This is a genomic window from Nonomuraea sp. NPDC001831 (assembly GCF_042892035.1).
Lineage (GTDB): Bacteria > Actinomycetota > Actinomycetes > Streptosporangiales > Streptosporangiaceae > Nonomuraea.
The window spans coordinates 1-15,906 of sequence record NZ_JBIATU010000011.1; the positions used below are offsets into that span (position 1 = coordinate 1).

General features: G+C 72.0%; 18 protein-coding genes and 1 pseudogene. 10 read left to right on the forward strand and 9 right to left on the reverse strand.

Going from position 1 to position 15,906, the window contains the following annotated elements:
• Positions 1–204 (forward strand): annotated as a pseudogene (locus ACFYYW_RS30935) (hypothetical protein); the annotation flags it as partial.
• On the forward strand, positions 201–371 hold the full coding sequence (locus ACFYYW_RS30940; RefSeq protein WP_387653824.1) for a hypothetical protein: 171 nt from the start codon (positions 201–203) through the stop codon (positions 369–371). The pseudogene ACFYYW_RS30935 and the gene ACFYYW_RS30940, both read left to right, overlap by 4 nt.
• Positions 372–494: 123 nt before the next feature.
• Here the strand turns inward: ACFYYW_RS30940 and ACFYYW_RS30945 are convergent, their stop codons facing one another.
• The 5 genes from ACFYYW_RS30945 to ACFYYW_RS30965 form a co-directional block, all read right to left on the reverse strand.
• Complete coding sequence (locus ACFYYW_RS30945; RefSeq protein ID WP_387653827.1) at positions 495–1,061, reverse strand: DUF4291 domain-containing protein; 567 nt, start codon at positions 1,059–1,061, stop codon at positions 495–497.
• Between the two features lie 54 nt (positions 1,062–1,115).
• Positions 1,116–1,499 (reverse strand): SMI1/KNR4 family protein, encoded by a 384-nt coding sequence (locus ACFYYW_RS30950; RefSeq protein WP_387653830.1) that lies wholly within the window; start codon positions 1,497–1,499, stop codon positions 1,116–1,118.
• Positions 1,500–1,597: 98 nt separating this feature from the next.
• Positions 1,598–2,197, reverse strand: coding sequence for an SMI1/KNR4 family protein (locus ACFYYW_RS30955; protein ID WP_387653833.1), 600 nt, complete (start codon positions 2,195–2,197; stop codon positions 1,598–1,600).
• Between the two features lie 82 nt (positions 2,198–2,279).
• Positions 2,280–2,846, reverse strand: a complete 567-nt coding sequence (locus tag ACFYYW_RS30960; RefSeq protein ID WP_387653836.1) for an exonuclease domain-containing protein — start codon at positions 2,844–2,846, stop codon at positions 2,280–2,282.
• Positions 2,847–2,926: 80 nt separating this feature from the next.
• Positions 2,927–3,982, reverse strand: coding sequence for a winged helix DNA-binding domain-containing protein (locus ACFYYW_RS30965; protein WP_387653839.1), 1,056 nt, complete (start codon positions 3,980–3,982; stop codon positions 2,927–2,929).
• 9 nt (positions 3,983–3,991) lie between these two features.
• Between ACFYYW_RS30965 and ACFYYW_RS30970 the strand changes: the two genes are divergently transcribed.
• Together ACFYYW_RS30970 and ACFYYW_RS30975 are read left to right on the forward strand one after the other, a co-directional pair.
• Positions 3,992–5,170 carry a cysteine desulfurase-like protein gene (locus ACFYYW_RS30970; RefSeq protein WP_352326538.1) on the forward strand — a complete coding sequence of 393 codons (1,179 nt, stop codon included), beginning with the start codon at positions 3,992–3,994 and terminating at the stop codon, positions 5,168–5,170.
• A 43-nt stretch (positions 5,171–5,213) separates the two neighbouring features.
• Positions 5,214–5,810: a CoA pyrophosphatase gene (locus tag ACFYYW_RS30975; RefSeq protein WP_352326539.1), complete on the forward strand. Its 597-nt coding sequence runs from the start codon at positions 5,214–5,216 to the stop codon at positions 5,808–5,810.
• 18 nt (positions 5,811–5,828) lie between these two features.
• Here the strand turns inward: ACFYYW_RS30975 and ACFYYW_RS30980 are convergent, their stop codons facing one another.
• The 3 genes from ACFYYW_RS30980 to ACFYYW_RS30990 all read right to left on the reverse strand — a co-directional run bounded on the left by ACFYYW_RS30980 (position 5,829) and on the right by ACFYYW_RS30990 (position 9,979).
• The gene (locus ACFYYW_RS30980) at positions 5,829–7,496 is read right to left on the reverse strand and encodes an acetolactate synthase large subunit (RefSeq protein ID WP_364417302.1); all 1,668 of its coding nucleotides are present in this window, start codon (positions 7,494–7,496) and stop codon (positions 5,829–5,831) included.
• A 116-nt stretch (positions 7,497–7,612) separates the two neighbouring features.
• Positions 7,613–7,924 (reverse strand): hypothetical protein, encoded by a 312-nt coding sequence (locus tag ACFYYW_RS30985; protein WP_352326542.1) that lies wholly within the window; start codon positions 7,922–7,924, stop codon positions 7,613–7,615.
• A gap of 84 nt (positions 7,925–8,008) precedes the next feature.
• Entirely contained in the window at positions 8,009–9,979 is a 1,971-nt protein-coding gene (locus ACFYYW_RS30990; protein WP_387653844.1) for a HelD family protein, read from the reverse strand.
• 66 nt (positions 9,980–10,045) lie between these two features.
• Between ACFYYW_RS30990 and ACFYYW_RS30995 the strand changes: the two genes are divergently transcribed.
• The 5 genes from ACFYYW_RS30995 (at position 10,046) to ACFYYW_RS31015 (ending at position 14,425) form a co-directional block, all read left to right on the forward strand.
• On the forward strand, positions 10,046–10,660 hold the full coding sequence (locus ACFYYW_RS30995) for a TetR family transcriptional regulator (RefSeq protein WP_387653847.1): 615 nt from the start codon (positions 10,046–10,048) through the stop codon (positions 10,658–10,660).
• Positions 10,661–10,899: 239 nt separating this feature from the next.
• Entirely contained in the window at positions 10,900–11,577 is a 678-nt protein-coding gene (locus ACFYYW_RS31000; protein ID WP_387653850.1) for a lysophospholipid acyltransferase family protein, read from the forward strand.
• A gap of 78 nt (positions 11,578–11,655) precedes the next feature.
• The gene (locus ACFYYW_RS31005) at positions 11,656–13,230 is read left to right on the forward strand and encodes a penicillin-binding transpeptidase domain-containing protein (protein WP_387653852.1); all 1,575 of its coding nucleotides are present in this window, start codon (positions 11,656–11,658) and stop codon (positions 13,228–13,230) included.
• A gap of 86 nt (positions 13,231–13,316) precedes the next feature.
• Entirely contained in the window at positions 13,317–13,961 is a 645-nt protein-coding gene (locus ACFYYW_RS31010; protein ID WP_387653854.1) for a GntR family transcriptional regulator, read from the forward strand.
• On the forward strand, positions 13,958–14,425 hold the full coding sequence (locus tag ACFYYW_RS31015; RefSeq protein ID WP_387653855.1) for an OsmC family protein: 468 nt from the start codon (positions 13,958–13,960) through the stop codon (positions 14,423–14,425). Before ACFYYW_RS31010 ends, ACFYYW_RS31015 begins: the two co-directional genes overlap by 4 nt.
• Positions 14,426–14,449: 24 nt before the next feature.
• Here ACFYYW_RS31015 and ACFYYW_RS31020 read toward each other — a convergent pair whose 3' ends face one another.
• Positions 14,450–14,728, reverse strand: a complete 279-nt coding sequence (locus tag ACFYYW_RS31020; protein ID WP_352328164.1) for a DUF3040 domain-containing protein — start codon at positions 14,726–14,728, stop codon at positions 14,450–14,452.
• A gap of 134 nt (positions 14,729–14,862) precedes the next feature.
• Here ACFYYW_RS31020 and ACFYYW_RS31025 point away from each other — a divergent pair, with 134 nt between their 5' ends.
• Positions 14,863–15,906 (forward strand): Rv2578c family radical SAM protein, encoded by a 1,044-nt coding sequence (locus ACFYYW_RS31025; protein WP_387653856.1) that lies wholly within the window; start codon positions 14,863–14,865, stop codon positions 15,904–15,906.

Sequence of the window (15,906 nt, forward strand, 5' to 3'; positions counted from 1 at the left end):
TTCCCCGGCTGGCTACGCCAACGCATCGAAGCGATCATCTGGACGTTGAAAAACCAGCTCGGCCTCGAACGCCACAATGCCCGCACCACCGACGGTCTTTGGGCGCGGGTCAGCCAACGCGTCCTCGCCCTCAACGCCGCGATCTGGCACAACTGGAACACCGGCGCCCCCGTGAAACGATCACTGACTGCCTACGACCATTGACCCAAATTCACATCAGCGATCTAGCCCGGCACGCCCGCACGCCCGCTGAGCGCGAACAGCGCTCGGGGGCGAGGAGGCGAGAGCGCTTCACCAGATGGGGCGGCAAGGTGCGCGTGACGGCCCCACCCGCCAAGCAGGTCTACTCGCGCGGCGAGAGCGGCAGCTGACTCCCGCCTGCCGCAGCCGGTGGTGGACTCTTCCCGGTGTTGCCTGGCGGCATCACCCCACGGCGTCCGCGACCGGCCAGAACCGCGGCGAACGGCACACCCATGTGCCTCTCCGGCCGGCCGTCATTTGCCCGGGGAAAGGAGGCTTTCCAGCGTCCGCGGCAGTGGATACACCCGCTCGGCGGGGAACAGCCGCTGGGCCTTGGCGGCGTGCCCGGTCTGCGTCAACACCGTGGCCTTGCGGACCTGAGGAGTCAGGTCGGTGAGGCTGACGATCCAGTCGTCGGTGAAGGTGCGGATCAGCCTGCGGCCGATGCCGACCTGGATGCTGTAGTGGTTCAGTGCCGCGCCGCGCGACGAACGTTCCGGGTCCCACTGGACATGTACGGCCGCCTCGGCCACAGCCGCCGGATCCGCGGTCGTGAGCACGGCCTGGGACAAGGCCTCCTCCCACCCCTGCCGGGTCATCCGCACTGCGAGAACGCGCTCCTGACCGGGTTTGCGGGCCCAGTTGCTGCGATGCATGAGCCACAGGAACGAGGGCTTGATCCAGGTCATCCGGTGGAACGAGAACGGCGCAACGAAACGGCCCGCTCGCAGCGCCGCGTCGGCGATGACAGGCGCGTACGCCTGGTAGACCACGATCGTGTCAGCGTCGTAGTCCGCGCGAATCTGGTACTGGGGTGCCATGCGCTGCACCCTGCCATCCGGCGCACGCACATCGCGAAGCCTTTTCGCCTCCGGTCAGAGCGACTCGCTGACGGCTGTTTCGAGCGATTCGATCCAGGACGCGAAGTCCGCGGCCACGACGTCGAAGCCCGCAGGGTCCAGATCGCCCAGATCGGAGGAGAACACGGCGGAGTCCGGGTCGTCGGCACGCAGCAGGAATCCGCAGCCGCCGCTGTCGTCGCCGACGAGGAGGAATCCCGGCGCATACCGCGCGACCTCGTGAGTGGCGTTGCGTTCACCGATGTCCCCCGCCGAGTACACCACGACACCGGACTCCGTGTGCAGGCCGTCCCGCACCCGCCACAGCGCCACCAGCGGAGCCGGAAGGCTCATCGCCGTCTCGGCCCGCGCCCGCATCACGTCGTCCGGCGTCGCCAGCCTCGGAGCCACTCTCGCCACTCTGCACTCCTCCCGCCCGAAGCGCGGTTCGTCATGAGGCGACCGCGCCGGTCGCCGGCATCGACGAGCGGCTGCGACCAGCACTCTCGCGACCAGCCCTACTGGCCGGCTGACCGCGGCGAACCGAAGCCGGCGTCCGATCTCGCCTTCCAGCGCTTCTGTTCTTCGAGCCAGTGCACGTAGCGCGGCGAGGCGTTACGCAGGTCGACGCTGAGGGGGTAGGGGTCGTGCTCGTCCAGGAGCAGCATGCGCAGGAATTCGACCATGCCGCAGGGGAAGAGCGTGAAGTCCTCACGGGTGTGCCGGCCGCAGACCAGGACAGGCCACCGGTCGGGGTCGGGGTCGGTGGTCAGCCAGCACAGGATGTCGGGGCCCGAAGTGATGCCCCAGGCGAGGATGTGGTCCGGGTCGATGTCGAGCCCTTCCTGACCGCCCAGCATCTTCCAGATGTCACGGGCGTTCTCCGTCTCCTCCTCGAACGTCCCGGGGTCCCACTGGATGTACTCCTTGGGCAGCGGCATGAGGATGCCGACCTCGGCGAACGAGCCGGCGCCATAGACGGACATGAAGGCCATGTAGTCACGCGGGAACCGCGTGCCCCACCGCGCCTCTGCCGCCGACCAGTCGATCTCCTCGTCCGCGCCGAGATCCGGGGGCAGGATCTCGGTCAGCGCTGCGATGCCTGTCGGGCCTTCCACGGCAATCCCTTCGACGACGTGGCCGGGGAGTCTACGAGATCACACCGACACAACGCCGCGACGGGGTCGGTCGCACCGGGACCTAGAGGGCCGGCCATGCCCCGCGGCCCAACAGGTCGAGGACGAGTGCCGCGATGTTCCACGCGTCGTCCTCGCCGCGGTGATGGCGTCCCTCCAGCGGCAGTCCGGCGATCCGCAGAGCGTGATCCATGCCGGGTTTCTTAGGCAGCCCGTACGCCGCCGCGAACACGGCCTTGGCGTTGGTGTGGGTGCGTTCCGTCGGATGGCCGAACGGGTAGGCCACCCCGTCGGCCCGACTCTGCCGAGCGAACTGCCGGCGGTCGTACTCGCCCCAGCTCGCCCACGCACGCTCCCCGGCGTCGTGCTCCTCGACAAGGATCCGGCATGCCTCGGCGAAGGTGACGCCCTGTTCCACCTCGGCTTGCGTCAGGCCGGTCAGTTCCGTGCAGAAGTCACTCACCGCCGATCGGACCGGGCGGACCAGGATGCGGTGCCGGGAGACCCGCCGCCGTGCCGACACGTCCACGACGGTGAGGCCGATCTCGATGATCTCGTTGACGGAGCCGGGCGGCGGCTGTCCGTCCCAGCAGGTGGCTTCCACGTCGATGACGTTCAACAGGCGGCGCATGGCCCGAGGGTAGGGATACGCACCCGGTTCCGGCACCTCGATTTCTCACCACTCTCACCGACGCGACTGGCAGACCCTCTTCAGTTGGGTGGGGTGTGTTCGAGGGTGTGGGTGGTCGCGTCCGGTTCGGCGAAGGCGAGCAGTGCCAGGCCCTCCTCCTCCAGCACGTCCAGTGGCGTCGGCGCGGCGAAGGGGCTGATGAGGAGCTTGGCCTTCTTGCCGGACCGCTTGATCTGCCAGGTCCCCGCCGCGAACCCGTCCACCAGGTACGTGGCCTTGATCCGCAGGTTCTTGGTCGCCACCAGCGGCCTGAACTCGTCCGCCAGCACCCGCGTGCGGTCGGCGTGCCCCAGGACGAGGTTGTCGAAGTCGGGCAGGAAGCGCACCGGCGCGGGCACGTCGCCGCCCGGACGCGGCGCGCCGGGCAGGTCGAACAGTTCGCGTCCCGTCTCGTCGGCGAGCCTGTCCAGCTCCATCCCCTTCATGACGGCCCGCATCCCGCCCAGTCCCGACCAGGTCTGGACGTCGGCGGGCGTGGCCGGGCCGAACGCGGCGAGGTACCGCTCGACCAGGCGTTCCACGCTGGGCGCCGGGTCCAGTTCGACGGCGGGCAGCCCGAAGGCGGACTCGCGCGGGAAACTCCACCGGTCCTGCGTCGGCACCATGACCAGCGGCGTCATCATGCGCACGGCGTAACCGAGCACCCGCTCGTCCGTGCCGGGGAACTCCTTCAGCAGCAGCGGCCGCAGCTCGTTGAAGGTCAGCGGCCCGTCGGCGAGCAGCCGGTCGGCGACGGCGGCGACGGCCTCGAAGTCGACGCCCTCGAACCGGCGCGCGGCGGCGGCCAGCATGGGACGCAGCAGCGGACGGAAGGACGCGTAGTCCTCCGCCGTCACCAGGTGCAGCGTGGCCCGCATCATCGTCGCCCGCACCAGGTCGCCCGCGTGCAGCGAGTCGTGCAGGTCGTCGCGCCGGAACCCGGCCAGCCGCGTCCACACCCCCAGGTAGGGCGGCCGCGGCTCCTGGGCCTGCAGCCCGGCCAGCCGGTGCACGACGTCGGCCGGGCGGCCCTCGTGCCGGGCGAGGAGGTGCTGCCGGGCCAAGGTCGCGCGGTTGAGGTCTCTGAGGGTGAGCATCTACTTATCATGCCTTTCCCCCTGGAGTCCGTACGTTCCTCCTATCCTGCGCTTTCCGATGGTTTCGCCTACCTTGACGGCGCGGCCGGCACCCAGACGCCGCAGTCGGTGATCGACGCCATCTCCGCCGCCTACCGGGCCGGGCTCGGCAACGTGGGCGGCGCGTTCCCCGCCAGCCGCCGGGCGGACGAGATCGTCGCCGCCTGCCGGGCCGCCGTCGCGGACCTGGTCGGCGGCCGTCCCGAGGGCGTGATCCTCGGCCCGAACATGACGACGCTGACGTACCGGCTGGCCAGGGCGCTGACCGGGCCGGGCGACGAGGTGGTGGTCTCCAGGCTGGACCACGACGCGAACGTGCGCCCCTGGACCCAGACGGGCGCCGCCGTCCGCTGGGCCGAGGTGGACGCGGTGACCGGCGAGCTCCCGGTCGACCAGTACGCCGACCTGATCGGCGAGCGGACCAAGGTCGTCGCGGTGACGGCGGCCAGCAACATCCTCGGCACCCGTCCCGACGTGGCCGCCATCGCCGAGCTGGCCCACCGCGCGGGCGCCCTGCTGTACGTGGACGGCGTGCACGCCACCCCGCACGGCCCGGTGGACATGCGGGCGCTGGGCGCCGACTTCTACGCCACCAGCGCCTACAAGTGGTCGGGGCCGCACGTGGGGGCCGTCGTCGCCGACCCGGCGCTGCTGGAGACGGTCCGCCCGGCCAAGTTGCGGCCCTCCCCCGACACCGTGCCGGAGAGGTTCGAGACGGGTACGTCCGCGTTCGCCGACCTGGCCGGGGTCACCGCGGCCGTCGACCACCTGGCCGCCATGGTCCCCGGCGCCGGCACCCGCCGCGAACGTCTCCTCGCCTCGATGGCCGCCGCCGAGGAGCACGAGCTGGAGCTGTTCGCCGGCCTGATCTCCGGCCTGGAGACGATGCCCCACGTCACCCTGCTCGGCAAACCCGCCAGGCGCACCGCGACCGCCTACTTCACCGTCGCCGGGCACACCCCGCGCCAGGTCGCCGAGCATCTGGCCGGGCTGGGGGTGAACGTCTGGAACGGCCACAACTACGCCTGGGAGCTGACCGGCGCGCTCGGCGTGCGCGACTCGGGCGGCGCCGTCCGCGCGGGCCTGGTCCACTACAACGACCGCTCGGACGTCGACCGCCTGCTGGAGGGGGTGGCCGCCCTCTCCTGACGGGCCCTCGGCCCGTACGGGCGGGGCGTGAGATCCTGAGGGGATGCTGCCCCCGATCGACGTGCTGCGCGAGCAGGTCGCCGCTCGTCTCGCCGCCTTCGACCGCCGGGAGGTGCCGCCCGTCTCAGGGGTGCGCCGGGCGGCCGTGACGGTGTGCGTGCTGGAGGACGCCGAGCGCGTCCCGTACACGGTGCTGATCCGCAGGGCGGCGCGGGGGCGCAACCCGGGGCAGTGGGCGCTGCCGGGCGGGCGGCTCGACGACGGCGAGCTGCCGGTGGAGGCGGCGCTGCGCGAGCTGGCCGAGGAGGTCGGGGTGACCGGCGTGGCGGTGGCCGGGCTGCTCGACGACTTCGTCGCCGACTCCGGGTTCGTGATCACTCCCGTGGTGGCGTTCGGGGGCCGTCAGGAGCCGGTGGGCGACGCCCATGAGGTGGCCTCGGTGCACGCGGTGCCGCTGGAGCGGTTCCTCGCGCCGGGCGTGCCGCGCTGGCAGGGCGAGCTGCTGCAGATGCCGCTCGGTCCGGACATCGTGATCCACGCGCCGACCGGGGCGATCCTGTGGCAGTTCGCCGAGGTGGCGCTGCGCGGGCGCGAACAGCGGGTGTTCGACGTCGCGCAGCCCCACTGGACGAGAACCTGACCCGACCGCCCCCGCAGGCTAGAAGGGGCCGGTGAGTTCGCCGAGCTTGCCGGTCAGCTCCAGGTTGGCCGCGTAGTCGACGGGCACCGCGATCACCGACACCGTCTCGTCGGCCAGCGCCTTGCGCAGCGTGGGCAGCAGCTCCCCGGCGCTGGTGACCCGGTAGCCGCGGGCGCCGAAGCTCTCGGCGTAGGCGACGAAGTCGGGGTTGCCGAAGCGGATGCCCGAGTGGCGGCCGAGCTCCAGGTCCATCTTCCACTCGATCAGCCCGTACGCGTCGTCGACCCACACCAGGACCGTGATCGGGACGCGCTCGCGAACGGCCGTCTCCAGCTCCTGGGAGTTCATCAGGAACGCCCCGTCGCCGGTGGCGGCCAGCACCTTGCGGTCGGGGAAGGCCAGCTTGGCGGCCAGCGCCCCGGGCACCGCGAACCCCATCGAGGACAGCCCGTTGGAGACCAGCATCGTGTTGGGCTCGTACGTCGGGTACATGCGGGCCATCCACATCTTCACCGCGCCGGTGTCGGCCAGCACGATGTCCTCGCGGCCCATGGCCTGCCTGATGTCGGCGACCACGCGCCGCGGCGACAGCGGGAAGCCGTCCTCCGCGCGACCCTGCTCCAGCTCCTCGCGCATCAGCCGGCGGATCTTCTCGCCGGTGCCGTTGAGCTCGAAACGGCGCGGGACGGCGTCGGCGAGCGCGTCCAGCGACCGGGAGATGTCGCCGTGCACCCCGACGGCCACCGGGTAGTGGTCGTCGACCTCGGCGGGGAACCGGTGGAGGTGGATGATCTCCTTGTCGCGGTTCGGGTTGATCTTGACGGGGTCGAACTCCTGGAGCTCGTAGCCGACGCTGATCAGCGCGTCCGCCTCGTCGAAGCCGAAGTTGACGTAGTCGTGGCGCATGAAGCCGACCGCGCCCAGCGCGTGCGGGTGGTCGTCGGGGAAGACGCCCTTGCCGTTGAACGTGGTGGCCACCGGCAGCCCGAGCCGCTCGGAGAAACGCACCAGCGCGGCGGCGGCCCCGGCCCGGACGGCACCGTGCCCGGCCAGCACGATCGGCCTGCGCGCGCGGGCCAGCACGTCGGCCGCGCGGGCGATCTGGGCGGCCGAGGGGTCTTGGGGGCGTACGACGTTGACCGGCAGCGGCCCGAGGCCGGCCGGCACGGGAGCCGACTCGACGTCTTCGGGGATGGCCAGGTAGACGGCGCCGGGCCGCTCGGTCTGGGCGGTCTTGAACGCCTTGCGGATCATCTCGGGCAGGGCCAGGGCCGTGGGGGCGAGGTCGGCCCATTTGGTGATCGGCCGGAACAGCGACACCAGGTCGACCACCTGGTGCGACTCCTTGTAGATGCGGTCGAGGCCGACCTGGGCGGTGATCGCCACGACGGGGGTGCTGTTGGTGGTGGCGTCGGCCACGCCGAGCTGCAGGTTGATCGCGCCGGGGCCGAGCGTGGCCGAGGCCACCCCCGCCTTGCCGGTGAGCCTGCCGTAGATCTCGGCCATGAACGCCGCGCCCTGCTCGTGCCGGACGAGGATGTAGCGGATGGAGGAGTCGTTGAGCGCATCGACGAAGTGGATGTTCTCCTCGCCGGGGATGCCGAAGACGTACTCGACGCCTTCCGCCTCCAGGGCTCGCACGATCAGATGGGCCGCGTCCGCCTGCGAGGACACCTGCGGGGACATGGTTAACGCCTTCTTCCATGAGCGACTGCGTCCCTGACAGCACCCGGCAGGCGCGCTTCATTCCGGGACGCGGCCCTGTGCCCGCGCGACGGCGGATCTCACGCGGGCACAGCGGGTCAGGAGCCCAGCGCGCGCGTGGCCAGCGCGCCGAGGACCATGCCGACGACCATGCAGGCCGCGGCGGCGATGGCGGCCCACTTGCCCAGGGACTCGCCGCGGGTGTGGCCGACGATGCCCAGCACGATGCCGGCCAGGCCGAACAGGATCGGTATGAACAGGATGGCCACCGCGGCGCTGACGAACCCGATGATCGACAGGATCTGGGCGCCCTGCCGCTGCGGCGGCCGGTCGTAGGGCGGCGGCTGCGGCCGGCGCCCTTCGCGGGTGTGCTCGTCGTCGCCCGGGGGCGGTTCTTGCGAAGCGGTCATTCTCCGGCTCCCTCGTGAAGTGAATCACATCACACACCAGAGCCGTGGGCCTGTCGAGCCGCCGAGTCCAGACATCTGCCCATTTCAGAAGGGTTTTGACGGGCGGGAAAGCTGAGGGGGAAGGGGTTCGGCGTGGACGACGTCGAGCCGGGAGACCGCGCGGGTGAGGGCGACGTACAGGCGGTTGAGTCCGCGCGGCTCGGCCGCGACGACGGCGGCCGGCTCGGCGAGCACCACGTGGTCGTACTCCAGGCCCTTGCACATCGAGGCGGGTATGACGCTCAGCCGCTCGCCCAGGTCCAGCCCCTCGTCCCAGAGCGCGCAGGTGATCGCCTCGACGTGGGCGTCGGCCGCGATCACCCCGATCGACCCCTCGAACCCGCCCGCCTCCCGGACGGCCGCCACGACCCCCTTCTCCAGCTCGGCCGTCGCGATGACGCGCAGCCTGCCGTCGGCGCGGTGGGAGCGGGTGGGGGGCACGTCGGCGTCGAGCGCGGCCAGCAGCGTGTTGGCCAGCTCCACGACCACGCCGGGCACGCGGAAGCCGGTGGTCAGCTCGACGATCCGGCCGCCGGGACTGCCGAGCAGCTCCAGGTGCTCCGGCCACGACCTGGCCGCCCACGGCGTGGTGCCCTGGGCCAGGTCGCCGAGCACGGTCAGCGAGCCGTGCTCGCTGCGCCTGGCCACGGCCCGGCACTGCATGGGCGACAGGTCCTGGGCCTCGTCCACGATGACGTGGCCGTAGCCGCGGGGGCGTTCCAGCAGGCAGGCCAGCTCGTCCAGCAGCACCAGGTCGGCCTCGGTCCATGCGGCGCTCTTGGCGCCGCACGGCGGGCCTGGCCTGGCCAGCGCGGCGCGTTCGGCGTCGGTCAGCAGGCCCTGGGGCGGGGCGCTGAGGACCTCGTTCAGCACGTCCTCGGGGCGGACGGCGGGCCAGGTCGCGTCGAGCGCCGGGGCGAGCGCCCGGCCGATGCGGCGTTCCCAGGCGGCGTTGCAGGTCCGGCCGCGGGCCTCGGCCTGCCGCCGCATCGCCGCCACCGTCCTGGCCCTGACGCGTTCGCGGCCGATCCCGTACGGCAGGGCGGCCCGCCTGGTGTCCTCCACGATGCGGCGAAGCTCGTCCTCGCCGACGCGCCAGCGGTAGGAGCCGTCGGCCACCACGGCGGGCTCGGCGGGCCTGCGGATGCGGCCGTACAGCGCGCGGCGCAGCACCTCCGCCATCCGGACGTCGTGCTTGACCGCCGCGGCCGCCGCGGAGTCGACGGCCCGTACGGGGTGGGCGCCGAGCAGCCCTTCCAGGGTGGTCTGCTCGACGTCCACCTCGCCGAGCGCGGGCAGCACGGCCGAGATGTAGCCGAGGAAGGTCCGGTTCGGGCCGAGCACCAGGACGCCGGAGCGTTCGAGGCGGCGGCGGTGGGCGTACAGCAGGTAGGCGGCCCGGTGCAGGCCGACGGCGGTCTTGCCGGTGCCGGGGGCGCCCTGGACGCAGATGGTGGTGTCGAGGTCGGCGCGGACGAGGTCGTCCTGCTCGGGCTGGATGGTGGCGACGATGTCGCGCATCGGGCCGACGCGGGGGCGTTCGATCTCGGCGGCCAGGAGCGCGCCGCCGCCCTCCTGCCCCGCGCCGAGAAGCTCGTCCTCGTAGCCGGTCAGCGTGCTGCCCGACCAGCCGAAACGGCGGCGTACCTCGACGCCCTGGGGGTCGCGGGCGCCGGCGCGGTAGAACGCGCGCGCCACGGGCGCGCGCCAGTCGATCACCACCGGCGGCCCGCCGTGCTCGCCGGCGATGTGCCGCCGGCCGATGTGGTACGCCCGCCCGCGGTGCTCGGCCGAGTCCTGGCCGAAGTCGAGCCGGCCGAAGAACGGCGGCCCGTCGGGCTCCTCGCTCAGCTCCTTGGCCAGGCTCTTGAGATGGCGGCCGAGCCGCTCCGCGCTGTAGCGGTCGCCGGCGACGGTCTCGCCGACGATCACGTTCTCCCGCGCGCCCTCCAGCATCCTGCGCAGCCCCGCCCTGCATCGTTCGACGTGACGCCGTTCGTCGTCGAGCGTGCCCATGCCCACCTCCAAAGCGTTAACTCGGTTAAGACATTGACCAGGTTAACACTTTGATAGAGTGCGGTCATGACGGGACTGCGGGAGCTGCAGCGGCAGCGGGTGCACGAGGCCATCTCGACGGCGGCGATCGCGCTCTTCCTGGAACGCGGCTTCGACGAGGTGCCGGTGACCGAGATCGCGGCGGCGGCCGGGGTGTCCAAGCCGACACTGTTCAAATACTTCCCGACCAAGGAGGACCTCGTCCTGCACCGGTTCGCCGACCACAAGGGCGAGGCGGCCCGCGTGGTGCGCGGGCGGGCGCCCGGCGAGCACCCGGTCGCGGCGCTGCGCCGCCACCACCTCGACGGCCTGGCCGCCCACGACCCCGTCACCGGGCTCAACGACGACCCCGAGGTGCTGGCCTTCCACCGCATGGTGTTCGACACGCCCAGCCTGGCCGTGCGCCTGTTCCACCACATGAGCCAGGACGAGGCCGAGCTGACCGAGGCCCTGGCCGAGTGCATGGACGAGCTGACCGCCGCGCTGCTGGCCGCCCAGGCGCTGGCCGTGCAGCGGGTGCTGGCCCGCCGCACCTGGGCGCAGCTCGCCGGGGGCCGCCCTCTGGCCGAGGCCGAGGCCGACGCGGTGCGCGCCGCCGAACACGCCTTCGCGCTGCTCATGGACGGCCCCGCCGGCCCCTGAACTCCGGCGTCCAGGTCACGCGCGCCCCATCCGGCGGGCACGATTACCTCCAACGCCAGAGGCTGTGCTTAACTCGGAAATGCCGATGTGGCTGTGTCCCCCGGGCCGCAAATTACCGCCTTCACGGAATACCGTTCGGCTGGAACCGTGTTGTGCACCTCGCCGAGGAGGCGACCACCACATCGGCCTTAAAGCTTTCCGGGCGTCCCGCTGCCTTAGGGTGGCAAGGTTGACTGCCCATGATCCAGGAGAGCCCGTTGCTGTACGAAGTGGTCAAGTTCGCCGCCGCGCCGCTCGCCCACGCGATGTGCCGGCCGCACATCACCGGCGCCGCGAACGTGCCGAGGGTCGGCCCGGCCATCCTGGCGGCCAACCACCTCTCCGTGCTCGACTCCTTCCTGCTGCCCGCGCTGCTCCCCCGGCGCGTCACGTTCACCGCCAAGAACGAGTACTTCGACGGCAACCCCGTCTCCGGCTTCTTCATGCGCCTGGGCGGCAGCCTGCCGATCGACCGCGAGAGCGCCCACGCCGCCCAGGCCATGCTCGACGCCGCCGCCGAGCTGCTGGAGCGCGGCGAGCTGTTCGGCATCCACCCCGAGGGCACCCGCTCCCCCGACGGCCGCCTCTACCGCGGCAAGGTCGGCGTGGCCTGGCTGGCGCTCAAGACGGGCGCACCCGTGCTGCCGGTGGCGCTCAAGGGCACCGAGAAGGTGCTGCCGGTCGGCGCCAAGGTGCCCAGGCCCGCCAAGATCGGCATCTCGATCGGCCGGCCCATGCGTTTCGAGGGCGACCACACCAAGGCGCGCGACCGGCGCCGGGTCACCGACGAGGTCATGGAGGCCGTCCAGAAGCTGTCCGGCCAGGAGTACGTGCCCGCGTACGCCTCCAGCTTCAAGACCGCCAATGGAACGACGTGACCGGTCACCGCTAGGCTCTGACACCTGACGTCGAGGACCGGGGGCTGACCAGTGGCGCGGGGCCGTACCATCGCGATCGTGTCGGTGTCCGCCGTGCTCGTGGCGGGGGCCGCGGGCGGGGGCGCCTACTACCTGCTGCGCACCAAGGGCACGCCGGGCGAGACGGCGCAGCGCTTCGCCGCCGCCTGGCAGGCCGGCGACAAGGCCGCCATGACCGCCGAGCTGGCCACCCGGCAGCAGCTCACCGCCTACGACCAGCAGCGCGCCGCGCTCGGCGTCGAGTCGGCCACGGTCAAGCTGGGGCGCGTCGTCGAGGGCGACGGCCGGGCCAAGGTGCCCTACACCGCGACCCTGGCGCTGAAGAACATCGGCTCCTGGTCCTACGACGGGCAGCTCGACCTGGTGGTGGCCGACCGCACGTGGAAGGTCGACTGGCGGCCTGCCACGCTGCACCCGCAGCTGACCGCGGGGGCGGCGTTCGCCCTCAAGACGAGCTGGCCGCAGCGCGCGAAGATCACCGACGCCGACGGCGGCCGCATCGACACCGGCACGTCCGGCGGCTCGGTGCAGCAGCTCGTCGGCTACCTCGACAAGGCCACCAAGAAGGACGTCGCCAAGCTCGGCACCTCCTACAAGGTGGGGCAGGCGATCGGGCGCGGCGGCCTGCAGGAGACGTTCCAGAAGCGGCTGGCCGGCACCCCCACCACGCAGATCCAGCTCGGCGGCAAGACCCTCGGCACCATCGAGGGCACCGACGGCAAGCCCGTCGAGACCTCGCTCGACCCGCGGGCGCAGGCGGCGGCCGTGACCGCGGTCAAAGACGTCGCCAAGCCCACCTCCATGGTCGCCATCCGGCCCTCCACGGGCGAGATCCTGGCCGTGGTCAACAACCAGGGCGGCTTCAACCGGGCCCTCGACGGCCGCTACCCGCCCGGCTCCACGTTCAAGGCGGTCACCGCGATCGGCCTGCTGGCGGCCGGCCTGTCGCCCGCCGACAAGGTCACCTGCCCGATGTACGCCACCGTCGGCGGGCTGAAGATCCGCAACTCGGAGAAGGAGGAGTTCGGCTCGCTGTCCTTCCTCGACTCCTTCGCCCACTCGTGCAACACCACCTTCGCGCCGCTGGCCGAACAGCGGCTCGGCGCCGACAAGCTGCTCAAGACGGCAGAAGGCGTCGGCTTCAACCAGCCGCTCAACATCGGCGTGCCGGCCACGAAGGCCAGCTTCCCGCGGGCCCAGTCCGACGCCGAGCTGGCCGCCGAGTCCTTCGGCCAGGGCAGGATCACCGCGAGCCCGCTGTCGATGGCCTCGGTCGCCGCCGCCATCGCCGACGGCACGTGGCGGCCGCCCACGCTGGTGCCCTCGCTCAAGCAGCAGGCCGACGAGCAGCCGCTGCCCAAGGGGGTCAAGGAGCAGCTGCACAGCATGATGGCGGCCGTGGTCTCCAAGGGCACCGCCAGGGGCAGCGGCCTGCCGGCCGGCACCCACGGCAAGACCGGCACGGCCGAGTTCGGCACCGGCGACAAGCTCGACACCCACGCCTGGTTCATGGGGTTCAAGGGCGACGTGGCCTTCGCGGTGGTCGTGGAGGGGGGCGGCACGGGCGGCAAGGTCGCGGCCCCGGTCGCGGCCACCTTCCTCAAGGGCCTCTGACCTCTCCTCAAGGACAGCTCCTGCCTCCTCTCGCACGGCCGGTCGTGCATTGCATGCAATGTATGCAAAGAGCTAGAGTCGCGTCCGTGCAGAGCGATGTGGCCTGGAGCCGGTTGCGGGAGCTGATCCTCGACGGCGCCTACCCGCCAGGGGCGCGGCTGACCGAGACGGAGGTCGCGGCGGGCCTGGAGATGAGCCGCACCCCGGTGCGCGAGGCGCTGCGGGCGCTGACCGCCGACGGGCTGGTGCGCCCGGCCGGGCGTGGGGTGGTCGTCGTGGCCCTGGAGCCGTCCGCGCTGGAGGACGCCTACCAGGTGCGGGCGGCCCTGGAGGCGCTCACGGCCGAGCTGGCGGCCACCCGCCAGGGCGAGGGGCGCATCGCCCCCGCCGACCTGGCCTCGCTGCGGCAGGTCGCCGACGCCACGGCGGCCGCCACCGCGCAGGGCCGGCTCGGCGAGGCCGTCGGGCTCAACCGCCGCTTCCACCGGCGGATCGCCGAGCTGGCGGCCAACGCCGTCGCGCTGCACACGCTGGAGCGCGTGTGGGACCAGATCCAGGTGTCCACGTTGCGCTCGCTGGCGCCGCCGTCCCGTCCGGCGCACGTCTCCGGCCAGCACGAGCAGCTTCTCGCCGCGATCAGCGAGGCCCGGCCGCAGGACGCCGCGGCCATCGCCCGCGCGCACGTCCTCGACACCCGCGCCGTCACTCACAGCAAGGACGAACCCGCATGACCCGCCACCACACGTACACCACCACCGTGACCTGGACCGGCAACCGGGGCACCGGCACCAGCGGCTACCGCGACTACGACCGCGACCACGACCTGTCCGCCGAGGGCCCGCCGGTCATCGCGGGCAGCTCCGACCCGGCCTTCCGCGGCGACCCCGCCCGCTGGAACCCCGAGCAGCTGCTGGTCGGCTCGCTCTCCCAGTGCCACATGTTGTGGTATCTGCACCTGTGCGCCGAGGCGGGCGTCGTGGTCACCTCGTACGCCGACCACGCGGCGGGCACCATGGCCGAGAGCAGGACCGGCGGCCACTTCACCGAGGTCGTGCTGCGCCCCGAGGTGACCGTGGCCGCGCCGGAGATGGCCGAGACCGCCGCCCGCCTGCACGAGGACGCCCACAAGGCGTGCTTCATCGCCGCCTCGGTCAACTTCCCGGTACGCCACGAGCCGACCGTCCGCACGGCCTGAGGCAGGCCGACGATCCGGGAGAGGTCAGCGCGAGGCGGCCAGGGCCACGGCGGTGGCGGCCTCGTGCTGGAGCACCATGATCAGCAGGGTGGCCACCAGCGTCGCGATGAGCACCCAGCTGATCACGATGATGACCGTCGACCGGCGTGGCCGCCTGTGGCCCGGCTGCCCCTTCGCCCTCGCCTCGCTGCGACGGGCCCGCTCGTTGAACGACTCGAGCCGGGCGACGAGCCGCGGATCGTCGTCGACGAGGTGCTGCTCGATCTGGGCCAGCATTCGCTCCTCGTCCTGCGACCAGGCCATAGACGCACCTCCGGAACGCAAGCACTGTGGCGTGTTCCTCCCCAACCATGAAGATCATTAGCCTTGACGTGACCCCCTAATTACCGCCTCTTTTCGGTTTGCGATCACGCTCGAACTTTTGTTCTAATCATGGGATGCGCTGGGACAACCTGCGCCTGACCGGGCCCGGTCAGGCCGATCCAGCCGTGCCGTTGTTCGCCCGCGGCGCGGTCACCCGTACGTTCGACACGCCCGAGTTCAGAGGGATGACCTTCTACGAGGTCCAGGCCCGGTCCGTCATCAACCGGGTGCCGGGGGCGAGCCGGGTGCCGTTCGAGTACACGATCAACCCCTACCGCGGGTGCGGGCATCGCTGCGTCTACTGCTTCGCCCGCAAGACGCACGAATACCTCGATCTCGACGCCGGGGCCGACTTCGACTCGCAGATCGTCGTCAAGGTCAACGCGGCCGAGCTGGCCCGCAAGGAGCTGGCCGCGGCCCGCTGGGGCGGCCACCACGTGGCCATGGGCACCAACGTCGACTGCTACCAGCGCGCCGAGGGCCGCTACCGGCTCATGCGGGGCATCCTGGCCGCGCTGCGCGACGCCGCCAACCCGTTCTCGGTACTCACCAAGGGCACGCTGATCCTGCGCGACCTCGATCTGCTCACCGAGGCGGCCGAGGTCACCGACGTCAGCACGAGCATGTCGGTCGGGTTCGTCGACGAGGCGGTGTGGCGCGGGGCCGAGCCCGGAACGCCCAACCCGCGGCGGCGGCTGGAGGCGTGCGCCACGCTCAACGACAACGGGGTGGCGTGCGGGGTGCTGATGGCGCCGATCCTGCCGTACCTGACCGACTCCCCCGCCCAGCTCGAACGCACCGTCAAGGAGATCGCCGAGGCCGGCGCGACCCACATCGCCCCGATCGTCCTGCACCTGCGGCCGGGGGCGCGCGAGTGGTGGCTGAGCTGGCTCGGGCGCGAGCACCCGCGCCTGGTGCCGCGCTATCTGGAGCTGTACGGCCGCGGCGCCTACGCCCCCGCCTCCTACCAGGACCGCGTCGTCGCCCAGGTCAAGGAGCTGGCCCGGCGCCACGGGGTCGGCAGAGCCACGCCCGCCATGGCCCGCCGCGTGCCGCCCCGCCGGACGCCCGGCGCCGTCCCGGCCGTCGCAGAGCCGGAGCAGCTTCGCCTGTTGTGA